The 12,762-nt window shown below is 73.5% G+C and carries 8 protein-coding genes and 1 tRNA gene; 3 read left to right on the top strand and 6 right to left on the bottom strand.

Going from position 1 to position 12,762, the window contains the following annotated elements; all coding sequences use genetic code 11:
* The first annotated feature begins 195 nt into the window (after positions 1–195).
* Positions 196–1,164, top strand: coding sequence for a helix-turn-helix transcriptional regulator (locus tag KSNIM_RS25320; RefSeq protein WP_263105430.1), 969 nt, complete (start codon positions 196–198; stop codon positions 1,162–1,164).
* 293 nt (positions 1,165–1,457) lie between these two features.
* On the opposite strand, the gene leuS is transcribed toward KSNIM_RS25320, so the two are convergent.
* The 5 genes from leuS to KSNIM_RS25295 all read right to left on the bottom strand — a co-directional run bounded on the left by leuS (position 1,458) and on the right by KSNIM_RS25295 (position 9,298).
* Entirely contained in the window at positions 1,458–4,343 is a 2,886-nt protein-coding gene (gene leuS, locus KSNIM_RS25315) for a leucine--tRNA ligase (RefSeq protein ID WP_263105429.1), read from the bottom strand.
* A gap of 484 nt (positions 4,344–4,827) precedes the next feature.
* Positions 4,828–6,132, bottom strand: a complete 1,305-nt coding sequence (locus tag KSNIM_RS25310) for a hypothetical protein (protein ID WP_263105428.1) — start codon at positions 6,130–6,132, stop codon at positions 4,828–4,830.
* A gap of 103 nt (positions 6,133–6,235) precedes the next feature.
* A tRNA-Ala gene (locus tag KSNIM_RS25305) sits at positions 6,236–6,308 on the bottom strand.
* Positions 6,309–6,643: 335 nt separating this feature from the next.
* On the bottom strand, positions 6,644–8,362 hold the full coding sequence (locus KSNIM_RS25300; RefSeq protein ID WP_263105427.1) for an insulinase family protein: 1,719 nt from the start codon (positions 8,360–8,362) through the stop codon (positions 6,644–6,646).
* A gap of 3 nt (positions 8,363–8,365) precedes the next feature.
* Positions 8,366–9,298 (bottom strand): hypothetical protein, encoded by a 933-nt coding sequence (locus tag KSNIM_RS25295; RefSeq protein WP_263105426.1) that lies wholly within the window; start codon positions 9,296–9,298, stop codon positions 8,366–8,368.
* Between the two features lie 191 nt (positions 9,299–9,489).
* Between KSNIM_RS25295 and KSNIM_RS25290 the strand changes: the two genes are divergently transcribed.
* Entirely contained in the window at positions 9,490–9,930 is a 441-nt protein-coding gene (locus tag KSNIM_RS25290) for a hypothetical protein (protein ID WP_263105425.1), read from the top strand.
* 167 nt (positions 9,931–10,097) lie between these two features.
* On the opposite strand, the gene KSNIM_RS25285 is transcribed toward KSNIM_RS25290, so the two are convergent.
* Positions 10,098–11,561: an MFS transporter gene (locus KSNIM_RS25285; RefSeq protein WP_411543885.1), complete on the bottom strand. Its 1,464-nt coding sequence runs from the start codon at positions 11,559–11,561 to the stop codon at positions 10,098–10,100.
* 263 nt (positions 11,562–11,824) lie between these two features.
* On the opposite strand from KSNIM_RS25285, the gene KSNIM_RS25280 reads away from it, so the two are divergent.
* Positions 11,825–12,757 carry a helix-turn-helix transcriptional regulator gene (locus tag KSNIM_RS25280; RefSeq protein WP_263105423.1) on the top strand — a complete coding sequence of 311 codons (933 nt, stop codon included), beginning with the start codon at positions 11,825–11,827 and terminating at the stop codon, positions 12,755–12,757.
* Positions 12,758–12,762: the final 5 nt, after the last annotated feature.

Genomic DNA, 12,762 nt, shown 5'->3' with positions numbered 1-12,762 from the left:
GGACGCGGCCCGCGCGGCCGCCCTGGAATATCCACGGTAGCCGCCGAACGGGTCAAGCCGGACCTTGGATGCTGCGCCCGCCCAAGAGATCAGGGAGAGCTCAGGGGCCGGGTCCGGGGAGTTCCGGGGCCGTTCCCGATGGCGGATGCCTCACCGAGGACAGCAGTTGTCCTCATCGGCTGCCAGGATGGCCCCATGCTGGAGACCTCCGCTCGTCTGCTCCGTCTGCTGTCCCTGCTCCAGGTCCGCCGCGACTGGTCAGGGGCGGACTTGGCCGACCGGCTCGGTGTCGACGTCAGAACGGTTCGACGGGACGTCGACAAGCTGCGAGGGCTGGGCTATCCCGTGGACTCGACGCCGGGCACCGCGGGAGGCTACCGACTCGGTGCGGGGGCAGAGATGCCGCCACTGCTCCTGGACGACGACGAGGCCGTCGCGGTGGCCGTGGGGCTGCGGACGGCGGCGGGCGGCACGGTCTCCGGTATCGAGGAGTCCTCGGTGCGGGCCTTGGCGAAGCTGCTGCAGGTCATGCCCTCCAGGCTGCGGCACCGGGTGGATGCGTTGGCCGATGCAACGGTGGCCATGCCGGGGTACGGGCCGGTGGTGCAGGCCGAAGTACTCACCGCGATCGCCGCCGCCTGCCGGGCGCACGAGCGGCTGCGTTTCGACTACCGCACGCACGACGGCGACGAGAGCCGCCGGGATGCCGAACCGCACCGGCTGGTGCACTCCGGCACCCGCTGGTACCTGGTGGCCTGGGACACCGCGCGGGCGGACTGGCGGAACTTCCGCGTCGACCGGATCACGCTGCGCCCGCCGCACGGGCCCCGGTTCGTTCCGCGGGATCCCCCGGAGGAGGACATCCGCCGCTGGGCGTCCTGGGAGGTCGCTGTAGGCCAGTACCGCTACCAGGCCCGTTGCACGGTGCAGGCACCGGCCGAGGAGGTCGTCGCGAAGACCACGCCGACCTCGGCGATGGTCGAGCCCATCGACGAACGGAGCTGCACCCTGCGCGCGGGCTCCAACTCCCTGGACGGACTGGCACTCCACCTTGCCCTGCTGGGGTACCGGTTCACCGTCCACGAGCCACCGGAGCTCGTGGCGCACATGGCCGCCCTGGCCGACCGCCTGCACCACGCTGTCCCGCCGACCGCCGAGGAGTGAGCCGAAGGCGTACTTATTGCACACCCCGTCCCCTGCCCCGGCTGTCGCTCAGCCCGCTCCTCGCCCCGGTCTCCACCCCCGCATGCATCCCTGTCTCCGTCCCTGTACGCATCCCGACACACATGCCAACGCGGATCCCTACCTGCATCTCTACGTGCATTGCTATGTGCACCCCTACGTACATGACGACACGTGGCCCGATGCCCATCCCGACATCGCCCGCGCATCGACCGGGAAACACCCGGGCCGGGCGCCCCTGGTGGGGAGCCCGGCCCGGGAAAGGTCGGTCGGCGTCAGCCGGTGACGATGTTCACCAGCTTCGGTGCGCGCGCGATGACCTTGCGGACCTGGGCGTCGCCCAGCGCGGCCACCACGGCCGGGTCGGCCAGCGCCAGCGCCTCCAGCTCGGCGTCGGTGATGCTCGGCGCGACCTCCAGACGGGCCTTGACCTTGCCCTTGATCTGGACGACGCAGGTCACCGTCTCGTCGACGACGTAGGCCGGGTCGGCGACCGGGTAGTCGGCGAAGGCCAGCGACTCGTGGTGGCCCAGGCGCTGCCACAGCTCCTCGGCGATGTGCGGCGCCAGCGGGGCGACCATCAGCACGATCTGCTCGGCCACGCTGCGCGGGGTGGAGCCGCGCTTCACCAGGAAGTTGTTCAGCTCGATCGCCTTGGCCACGGCCGTGTTGAAGCGCAGCCCGGCCATGTCCGCACGGATGCCGTCGATCGCCTTGTGCAGGGCGCGCAGGGTGGCCTCGTCCGGCTCCTCCTCCGTGACGACCAGCTCGCCGGTGGTCTCGGAGACGACGTTGCGCCACAGCCGCTGCAGGAAGCGGTACGAGCCGACGACGGCGCGGGTGTCCCACGGGCGGGAGACGTCCAGCGGGCCCATCGACATCTCGTACAGCCGCAGGGTGTCCGCGCCGTACTCGTCGGCGATCTCGTCGGGGGCGACGGCGTTCTTCAGGGACTTGCCCATCTTGCCGGCCTCGCGCTTGACCGGCTCGCCCTGCCAGAAGTACGAGCCGTCGCGCTCCTCGACCTCGGCGGCGGGCACCGGGAAGCCACGCGCGTCGCGGTAGACGTCTGCGGTGATCATGCCCTGGTTGAACAGCTTGTGGAACGGCTCGACGGAGGACACGTGGCCCAGGTCGAACAGCACCTTGTGCCAGAAGCGGGCGTACAGCAGGTGCAGCACCGCGTGCTCGGCACCGCCGACGTACAGGTCCACGCCGCCGGCCGGCTTGTCGGCGGTGGGGCCCATCCAGTAGGCCTCGTTCGCCGGGTCGACGACCTTCTCGGAGTTGGCCGGGTCGATGTAGCGCAGCTCGTACCAGCAGGAGCCCGCCCAGTTGGGCATGGTGTTGGTCTCGCGGCGGTACTTCTTCGGGCCGTCGCCCAGGTCCAGCTCGACCTCGACCCAGGCCTCGTTGCGGGACAGCGGGGTCTTCGGGGTGGAGGCGGCGTCGTCCGGGTCGTAGGTGTGCGGCGAGTAGTCCTCGACCTCGGGCACCTCGACCGGCAGCATCGACTCGGGCAGCGCATGCATGGCGCCGTCCTCGTCGTAGACGATCGGGAAGGGCTCTCCCCAGTACCGCTGGCGGCTGAACAGCCAGTCGCGCAGGCGGTAGTTGACGGTGCCCTCGCCGATGCCGCGGTCGGCCAGCCAGCGGGTGACGGCGGCCTTGGCGTCCACGACGCTCAGGCCGTTCAGCGACAGGTCGTCGTGGACCGAGTTGACGATCACCGAGTCGTAGGTGTCGAAGGCGTCGTCCCAGGTGTGCGGGTCCTCGCCGCGTCCGTCGGTGGGCTCGACCACGCAGCGCATCGGCAGACCGAACGCGCGGGCGAAGGCGAAGTCGCGGTGGTCGTGGGCCGGGACGGCCATGATCGCGCCGGTGCCGTAGCCCATCAGCACGTAGTCGGCGATGAAGACCGGGACCTGCTCGCCGCTGACCGGGTTGGTCGCGTAGGCGCCGGTGAAGACACCGGTCTTGATCTTGGCGTCGACCTGGCGCTCGACGTCCGACTTGGCGGCGGCCTCGGCGCGGTAGGCCGCGACGGCCTCGGCCGGGGTTGCGGCGCCACCGGTCCAGTCGGCAGGCACGTCCTCGGGCCAGGCCGCCGGAACGATCGCGTCGACCAGGCCGTGCTCAGGTGCCAGCACCATGTAGGTGGCACCGAACAGGGTGTCCGGGCGGGTGGTGAACACGGTGATCGCCTCACCGCCGGGCGCTGCGAAGTCGACCCGGGCGCCCTCGGAGCGGCCGATCCAGTTGCGCTGCTGCAGCTTGATCGCCTCGGGCCAGTCCAGCTTGTCCAGGTCGGCGATCAGACGGTCGGAGTACGCGGTGATCCGCATCATCCACTGGCGCAGCTTGGACTTGAAGACCGGGAAGTTGCCGCGCTCGGAGCGGCCGTCCGCGGTGACCTCCTCGTTCGCCAGCACGGTACCCAGCCCGGGGCACCAGTTGACCGGCACCTCCTTGGCGTAGGCCAGCCGGTACTCGCCCAGCACCTCGTCGCGCTCGACGACCGACAGTTCGGACCAGGCGCGGCCGCCCGGCACCTCGCGCTCACCGGACTCGAACTGCGTGACCAGCTCCGCGATCGGGCGCGCCTTGCCGGCCGCCTCGTCGTACCAGGAGTTGAAGATCTGCAGGAAGATCCACTGCGTCCAGCGGTAGTAGTCCGGGTCGATCGTGGCGATGGAGCGCCGCGAGTCGTGGCCCAGGCCCAGCCGGCGCAGCTGGCGCCGCATGTTGGCGATGGCCGCCTCGGTGGTCACCCGGGGGTGCTGGCCGGTGGCGACGGCGTGCTGCTCGGCGGGCAGGCCGAAGGCGTCGTAGCCCAGGGTGTGCAGCACGTTGTGGCCGGTCATCCGCTGGTAGCGGGCGTACACGTCGGTGGCGATGTAGCCCAGCGGGTGGCCCACGTGCAGACCGGCACCGGACGGGTACGGGAACATGTCCATGATGAAGCTGTGCGGCTTCGCGGCGACGTCGCCGCCCGCTCCCTCGGCCAGCGGACCGACCGGGTTGGGGGCGTTGAACGTCCCCTCCTTCTCCCACAGGTCCTGCCAGCGGGACTCGATCTCGGCCGCCAGCGCGGCACCGTAGCGGAAGGGCTCGGAAGCGGCCTCGGCCGCGCCGGAAGCAGGGGTCGTCGTCTCGCTCATGGTCCTTCGGGCTCCGTCGTCATCAGTGGCGAACCAGCGGCACACACTCGGAACAGCACGTACTCGGAAAGCAAAAAACCCCTCGCAGGAGGGGTCGCCACGCCGACTCCGGCCTCGGGCCGGTCCTGGTCAGCGCGGCCGGCTAAGGAGCAGGCGCACGGTTCGCATGGGGTCAGGGTACCGCAACGGCCCGTACGCCCTGCCGGACATTCCACCCGTGGGCCGCCGGCAGGCAGCCGCGGGCCCGGGCACACCGTGCGCAGGTCGGTCCGTTCACAGGGCCCACCACCGGCCGGGACACACACCAGGCAGGGGCACACCGCACGCCAGGTCGCACCGCACGCCAGGTCGCACCGCAGGCAGGGTCAACACCGCGGGCATGGTCGCACCGCAGGCAGGGCGCGGCCCTCACCCAGAAGCGCATCCTCACCCCCGCAAGCGCAACCTCACCTCGCAAGCGGCCGCTCTCGCTGCGCGCAGCGCCTCACCCCGCGAGCGGTACCTCCTCCCGCACGGCCGCATCGAAGGCACGCAGCGCCCGCGCCACCCGGGCGGACTGCATGCCGGCGGCGAGCAGCCGCGCCTCGTCGGCGATACGGGCAGCCTCCTCGCGCTCTCCGGTCCGCCGGTACGCCTCCGCAAGCCGGACCATCAGCAGGGCCCTGGTCCGGGCACGCTCGGCCGGCAGTGCGGCGACCGCCTCGCCGAGCATCCGCTGGGCGCGTTCGAAGTCCCCGAGGAAGAGGTGCATCTCCCCCACCATGCCGGCGAGGTCGGCGCGCTCGTGGGCGTGGTCGTCGGCACCCTCGAGCGCCTGGAAGGCCCGCTCGGCAACGGCCTCGGCGCTGATCTGTTCGCCCTTGCGACCGTGGGCGCGGGCGATCCGGCCGAGTTGCAGCGCCCGTTCACGGGGGGTCAGCACCTCGTCGGCGGCGCGCAGCGCGGTGGAGAGCATGGCAACGGCGTCCAGACCGCGCCCGCCGGAGTTGTACGTCGCCTGCACCGCGAGGCAGCCGACCACGCCGACTCCGAGCCGCGGATCGCCGGAGACGTGTGCGGCGCGCAGCGCGGCGACGAAGGCGCGCTGCGCCGCGGCGTCGTTGCCCATGTCGTAGTTGGCCCAACCGACCAGCCGGGCGAGCCGTCCGGCGGCGCCGTAGAGTTCGCGGCCGAGTTTCTCGTCGTAGGCGCCGAGTTCCAGGAGCTTGCCGACCATGGCGAGTTCGGCCTTGGCGAGGTCGAGGATGAGGCCACCGCCGTAGGCGCGTTCCAGTCTCCGTTTGCTCTCGTAGGAGAGCCGGAGGTCGGCGAGCTGTTCGGGGGCGATGCGCAGGGCGCCGGCGCCGCCGGTGACCTCGGGCGGCGGGGAGGCCCAGTGCCTGGCCGCCTGTTCGAGTTCGTCGCCGCGGAAGAGGTCGGTCAGCCGGACGGGGGCGGCGTCGGCTCCGGCCTCCCGGAGGGCGGTCTGCGCGGTGTCGGCCGTCCAGGCGTCGGTGAGCAGCCGCGGCGAGAGGATCTTGGCACCGCGGCCGCTGCCCATGCGGCCCCACAGTTGCTCGTAGGTGACGGCGATGCCGACGGCTCGGCCGAGTACCTCGCAGACGGTCTGGTCGTGCGGGGCGCGCGGCACCATGCCGCGGTCTCGCCACTTGTAGGGCGCGGTGGCGCTGATCGCCAGGCCGGCGGGCAGAACGGCGTTCACCTCGCGGGCGAGCCGCTCGGGGCTCCACCCGAGCTGGTGGAGTATCCGGGCGAGCTCTTCGTTCCGTTTGCGCACCAGGTCGGCCATGTCTCGACCGTAGCGGGCCGGGAGGTCCCACGGGTGAAGACGGCCGCACCTACCGGGGAACGGCGAAGGGCCGCTCCCGGAGGGAACGGCCCTTCACTTACTGTGGAGCTATGGGGAATTGAACCCCAGACCTCTTGCATGCCATGCAAGCGCTCTACCAACTGAGCTATAGCCCCTTGCTGCGGCCCCCGGCGATCTCCCCCGGCGACACGCACCACTTTACACGGTTACCGGGGTGCTTCCCTAATCCGTTTCGGGCCCACCCGGCGAGGCCCGCCCGAAACCCCGCACCCCAGCCCGCGCCCGCGAGCACCCGCCGCCCAAGGCCCGCCACCCGCCGCCGCTGCCCCCGCGACCGCACGCTCTGCGGCCCACGCCCCGCCGCCGAATGCTCCGCAGCCAACGCCCCAGCGGCCCAGCGGCCCAGCGGCCCAGCGGCCGAACGCCCGCGACCGGAAGCGTGAGCCCGCCCGCGGCGCGGGCGACCGGCAGGCGCGGGCGACCGGCAGGCTCAGCCGCGCCGCGGCCGGCTCCGCCGCCACACACTCCGCAGCAGCGCCGCGGCGATGCCCGCGGCCACCACCAGCACACCCCAGTACACCGGGTCGGCCCGGGACTCGTCGTCCGCCCCGAGGGCCCCGCCGAGAGCGAACAGCAGGAACAGACCGGCAACGAGCGTGAGCACCATGTTCACGGCGAGCTGCACCGGCGACGAGCGGACGGCGGTGCCCGCGGCCCCGGCGGGGCCGGACGTGGACGACCTGGTCGACCGGGACGGCCGGGCGGGCGTCGGCCGCGACGGTATCGGCCGCGGCGGCATCCGGACGTACGCGGGGTGCGGCACCGAGGCGTCGATCGAGGCGAGTGTGTGGGCGTCGACGGCGAAGCATCCGGGTTCGATCTCGATGCAGATGCCGTCGGTGCCGATGAGTCGCCGCCCGCCGTCCGGCCAGGCGAGGTAGGCGGCGCAGGCGTCGTACCGGACGGTCGCGGCCTCACCCTCCCGGAGGAGGCTGACACCGGCCCGGCCGACCACCAGGTCGGGTCCGCCGGACTCGTGGGAGCGGTGGCGGCTGCCCTCGACCGCGTCGGCGGAGTGGAGCGGCGCCTCCGCGTAACCGGCCCAGTCCGCGCGACGTCCGGCGGGCACCCGCAACAGACCGTTCCCGAGCGCCTGCTGAGCGACCGTCCGGACGTCCTCGGCGGTGACGGCGGCGAGTTCGGCGCGGATCTCGTCGGGGGTGCGCAGGGGCAGGTCGAGCAGCAGGTCGGCGGCGCAGCCGGGCAGGCGGGCGGGGTCCGCGTCGGGGGCGGCGTGCGCGGCGTCGGCGCGGCGGCGCAGGGCGTCGAGGGTGTCCGGGTCGACGCCGGCGACGGCGAGCCTGGCCAGCACGTCGACGAAGCCGCCGAGCACGGCGTCCTGCTGCTCGGGCAGGGCGTCGGCGAGGGCGGTGACGGTGAGGATGCCGTCGCCGCGGTCCGCGTGGTCGGCGCCGGCGGTGTAGGAGAGGCCGCCGTCCTGCCGGAGGTCCTGGAACAACTCCCGGTCCAGGCAGGCGGTGTAGAGGTCGGCGGCGGCGGTCCTGGGCAGCAGGGTCTCGAACAGGACCTGTCGCTGTCCGGCGGCGAAGTAGGCCGGGGTCACGGGCAGGGCGGACGTCGGCTGCGGCGCGGGCATCCGGCGGCCGGGGCGCAGCGGCAGCCGCAGGTCGTCCGGGATGCGTTCGCCGGCGATCCACAGGGCTGCGTTCTCGCGGGTGAACCAGGTGTCGGCCCAGTGCTGGACGGTCTGCGGGTCGAGGCCGGGCACGCCCCACTCGGGGTAGCTGACCAGACCGTGGCCCTGGGCGCCGTACCGCCACAGGCCGGTCGCCTCGGCGGCGCCGGTGCCGCGGCCGGCCTCCTCGGTGCGCAGGATCGTCTTCTCGGTCTCCAGGCGGTCCATCGGCAGGGCGGTCAGCGACTCGCAGACGCATCGCAGGAAGGCCCGGATCTCGTGGTCGTCGCCCTCCAGCAGGAAGTGGGTGTGCAACTGCCCGGTGGCGCCGTTGAAGCGGTGCACCTGGACGCCGCTGCGGTGCAGGGCGAGGTGTTCGACGAGGTGGGTGATGCCGGTGCGGGCGAGGGTCTCGTCGGCGCGGCCGACCCGGAAGACCAGGCCTGCGGCGGTGCGGCCGGGTCGCGGGGCGTGCAGGGCCGGTACGCCGTCGACCTCGAAGCGGTGGATCACGGCTCAGCCTCCCAGGGCGCGGTCGCGGTGTTCCCGGAAGGTGCGTTCCGGGGTGTTGTCGAACCACTCCCACGGTTCGGTGCTGCCGTACGGGCCCATGGCCTGGAAGTGGGTCCGGGCCGCGGCCCGGTCGCCGCCGAGGGAGGCGAGCAGGGCGAAGGAGCTGTGGGCGGTGAGCCTGCCGAACCGGATCCGGCAGTCGGGGTGCAGGACGGAGCCGTGGGCGGCCTCGGCGAGCTCGTGGCGGACGTCGGCGCGGGCGGCGTACGCGTTCCGCTCGGCCCGCTCGAAGGAGGCGGCCCGCTCCGCGTGGTACATGGCCAGCAGGGCGCCGTTGAGGCTGCCGGGCGGTGCGGCGCGGAAGCTGTCGCGGGCGAAGGCGTGGGCCTCCTCCCAGCTGCCGCCCCACTTGGGCAGCAGTTGCTGGAGCAGGCTGCGCTGCCCCGCGTAGTGGTGCGGCGAGACACGGGCCAGGGCTCGGTACCGGCGGCGGGTCTCGCTGATGCCCAGGGAGATCCCGCGGGAGATCGTCATCCGCAGCATCCAGGCGAGCGCGTCGCCTCGGTCGCGGGCGACGGCGGCGATGAGCAGTTGCTCGGCCTCGTTGAGCCGGGCACGGAACTCGCGCCAGCCCTCGGGGGTGACGTCCTGCGCGCGCCGGGTGGTACGGGCCTGCCAGCCGACGTGGATCAGCCGGTCGGCGAGCAGCGCGGTGGCCAGCGGATCGCCGGGACGGTGGCCGAGCGCCTGACGCAGCAGGTGCTCGGCGCCGGGCACTCCGGCGACCTGACCCGAGAGCAGGAGCAGCCCGTACTCCTCCCGGCATTCGGCGAACACGGCGCAGACGGCGGGCCAGTCGCCCCGCTCTGCGGCGTTTCGGACGGTGCCGGCCTCGGGGAGCGCGGCGGCCGGGTCGAAGAGCGGTTCGGTGCTCATGGGCGGCGATCGTAAGCGGCTGTCGGAGGAGCTGGCTGCGGGACCGATGGGTGCGAACCCTTACGAATCCGGGCAAGTCGTCGGCCGCTTGACGAAGAATTTACGGAACATATGACTCCGCTTGTGCTGGAACATCCATAGGCTGCCCGGCGATGACCGGCCATCAGGCCGGTCGCGCACCGAGGAGTACCATGAACAACCGCCGCAGGAACCAACTGCTCAAGGCCGCCGCACCGCTGCTGATCGCCGACGAGCAGGTCGAGTTCGCCACCCTCACCAAGGTGGGGACGGTCTCCGCGGCCCGCCGCCTGGCCACCACCGCCGTCGTGGGTGTACTGACGGCCGGTACGGTGACCGCGATCGCCACCCCTCGTCCGGTGTACCTGGCGCTGACCGACCGGCGACTGCTCTTCTTCGGCGTCGACCAGCTCGGCGGCAAGCCCGACAAGCTGGTCATGGCGCTCCCCCGTGAGGCGGTCACCGCCTCCCCGGCCGCCAAGGCTGCCTTCGGACTTCTGCTCACCACGCACCTCTCGGTCGCGGGCGAGGAGCGGGAGCTGAAGCTGACCTTCGCCACCGCCCTCCGTGCGGACGGCCGGGAGCTGCTGAGCCGCCTCCCCGTCACCGCCTGACCGCTCCCGGACAGCGGACCGCCGCGCGCGATCCGTCGCGCCCGGTGCGTCACGCCCGGTCCGTCGCGCCGGGTCCGTCACCCCCCGGCCCCGTGCCCGGTCCGTCGTACCCGCAATCGGCCGCCCCAGGGCCGCCGCCGGGGGGTACGACGGGCCGGGCACCGGTCTCACCCCGCGCGCCCCGCCCCTCCGCTCGGTCCGGCCGACGCCGTCCGCCCTGCCGATGCCGTCCGCCCTGCCGAGGTTGTCCGCTTGGTCGGTGACGTCCGCCCTGCCGATGGCGTCCGCCCGGCCAGGGCGGCGAGACCGGCCGCCCCGGCCAGCGCGCCGCCGATCACCGCCGTGGTGACCAGCAGGGCATGCCCGGAGTCGCGGGCGGGCGCCGGGTACGAGACCGCGCCGAGGAAGACCGTGCCGAGCAGCGTCACCCCGATCACCTGGCCGAGCTGCAGCACCGTCACCATCACACCGCTGGCGTCGGCGGCGTCCGCAGGGTCCACTCTCCCGAGCGCCCGGGCGAACAGCGGACTGTACGCGCAGCCCGCGGCCACCCCGGTCACGGCGAGCACCGCCTGCACGACCGGGCCGACCGGTCCTCCCCCGCCCAGCAGCAGCCCGACCAGCATGTATCCCGGGGCGACCACGGCCAGGCCGAGCACCGGAAGCACCTGGTGGAGGCGCAGCGGCATCCGCTGCCACAGCAGGCTCGCCGCCCCGAATCCCACCGAGACCGGCACCGAGAGCAGTCCCGCGCGCAGCGCGCTGTGGCCGAGGCCGGCCTGCTGGTGCATCGCGAACGCGAACATGAAGCCGGCGAACCCGGCCATGATCAGGAAGATCGACCCGGCCGCGGGCAGCAGCCCGGGCGCCCGCAGCACCCGCCCCGCGATGAGCGGCTGCCCGCCGCGCACCGCCACCCGCCGTTCCACCGCCGCGAAGACGGCGAACAGCACGGCGCTGCCGGCGAGCATCGCCCAGCCCCAGGCGGGCCAGCCGAGTTCGTGCCCGAGCACCAGCGGCACCACCAGCAGGCCGAGGGCGGCCGCCAGGGTCAGCAGCCCGGGCAGGTCGAAGCCGCGGCCGGCATCGCCGGGGAGCGGCGGCAGCAGCCGGCCGGAGGCCGCGAAGAGCACCAGGCCGAGCGGGACGTTGACCAGGAAGACCGGCCGCCAGCCGGTGCCGAACAGGTCGGCGCTGACCAGCAGCCCGCCCACCACCTGTCCGATCGCGAGGCCGCCGGCCAGCACCGCGGAGTAGAGGCCGAGCGCCCGCACCCGGGCGGTTCCGGTGAACAGCCGCTGGATCACGCTCATCACCTGCGGCACCATCAGGGCCGCGCCGACGCCCTGCGCGACCCGGAAGCCGATCAGCCAGCCGGTGGCGGGGGCGAGTCCGCAGGCCAGCGAGGCCGCGGTGAAGCCCGCCAGTCCGTACCGGAACATCCGGCTGTAGCCGAAGCGGGCGCCGAGCCGGGCGCCGGTGATCAGCAGGACCGCGTACGCGACGGTGTAGCCGGCGATGACCAGTTGCAGGGCGGCGCCGGAGGCGTGCAGGTCGGTGCGGACGCTCGGCGCGGCCACGTTGACCACCGAGACGTCGAGCAGGGCCATGAACTGGCCGGAGAGCAGCAGGCCGAGCACCGCCCCCGGCCGACCGGCACCCCGCGGGGCAACCGGAGCGACCGGAGGCACGGGGGCAACCGGGGGCACAGGCGCAGGAGCCGTGGGGGAAACGGGGGAAGCAGGGGAAGCAGGGCCGGGAGTCGCGGGGTCGGGAGTCCGTACGTCCGTCATACCGGGATCGTCGTCGGCCGCCGGTACCGGTGGTTAGAGCCTGCCGATCCTGGTACCGGCAGCACCTGTCGGCGGCGGCCGCGGTCGGCGACGATGGGGGCATGACCGTGCCGGAACCGGACACCCTCGCCGAGCCCCGCAGGGACCTGCGGCGCGAAGAGCTCGCCAAGTTCCTCCGCGCCTGCCGTGCCCGGGTGCGGCCCGAGGACGTCGGCCTCCCGCCCGGCCTGCGGCGCCGCACACCGGGCCTGCGCCGGGAGGAGGTGGCGCAGCTGGCCGGCCTCGGGGTGACCTGGTACACGTGGCTGGAGCAGGGCCGCCCGATCAACGCTTCCGAGCAGGTGCTGGCTGCGGTGGCCCGCACGCTGCGGCTGGACGCCGCCGAACGCGACCATCTGTTCCGGCTCGCCGGGGTGCGGCCGCCGTCGCCGGCCGAGCCGGACCACCCGGAGTTCGACGGCGCCACCCAGGCCGTCCTCGACCAGCTGAACCCGCTGCCCGCGGCGCTCTGCAACACCCGGTTCGACGTGCTGCGGCACAACGCCGCGTACGAGGCGCTCTTCCCTCGGGCCACCCGGCCGGCCCGGCCGGGCGAGCCGCGCAACAACATGTGGTGTGCGTTCACCGTGCCGGACTGCTGCAACCCGTTCCTCAACCGGGACGAGGAGCTGCCCCGGATGGTCGGGGTGCTGCGCGCGGCGTACGGGCGGCACCTGGGCGAGCCCGCCTGGGAGGCCTACGTGCGGGACCTGTCGGCGGCCAGCGGCCGTTTCCGGGAGCTGTGGGCGCGGCAGGAGGTGGCACCGCCGCGGACCACCCTCAAGGTCTTCCGGCACGCCGGGGTCGGTGTGCTGCACGTCCGGGCCTCGTACCTGACCGTCCCGGACCGGCCGGAGGTGTACCTGGTCGTCTACACCCCGGAGGGGCCGGAGGACCGGCTCCGGCTGGAGCGGATGGCGGCCGAGCCGGCCGGCGTCCGGCCGGAGTGCCCGCACGGCGCGCCCGGGTCGGAGCGCACGCGGGGCGCCGCCTGAGCGCG

This window comes from Kitasatospora sp. DSM 101779 (assembly GCF_025655475.1).
GTDB lineage: Bacteria > Actinomycetota > Actinomycetes > Streptomycetales > Streptomycetaceae > Kitasatospora.
The sequence above is the reverse complement of the archived record's forward strand: the minus strand, read 5'-3'. Positions and strand labels throughout refer to the sequence as shown.

What these genes read in the sequence shown, in the direction of transcription:
- KSNIM_RS25320 (WP_263105430.1), top strand. Translation starts at nt 196, where the DNA reads ATGCTGGAGACCTCCGCTCGTCTGCTCCGTCTGCTGTCCCTGCTCCAG.
- leuS (WP_263105429.1), bottom strand. Translation starts at nt 4,343, where the DNA reads ATGAGCGAGACGACGACCCCTGCTTCCGGCGCGGCCGAGGCCGCTTCC.
- KSNIM_RS25310 (WP_263105428.1), bottom strand. Translation starts at nt 6,132, where the DNA reads ATGGCCGACCTGGTGCGCAAACGGAACGAAGAGCTCGCCCGGATACTC.
- KSNIM_RS25295 (WP_263105426.1), bottom strand. Translation starts at nt 9,298, where the DNA reads ATGAGCACCGAACCGCTCTTCGACCCGGCCGCCGCGCTCCCCGAGGCC.
- KSNIM_RS25290 (WP_263105425.1), top strand. Translation starts at nt 9,490, where the DNA reads ATGAACAACCGCCGCAGGAACCAACTGCTCAAGGCCGCCGCACCGCTG.
- KSNIM_RS25280 (WP_263105423.1), top strand. Translation starts at nt 11,825, where the DNA reads ATGACCGTGCCGGAACCGGACACCCTCGCCGAGCCCCGCAGGGACCTG.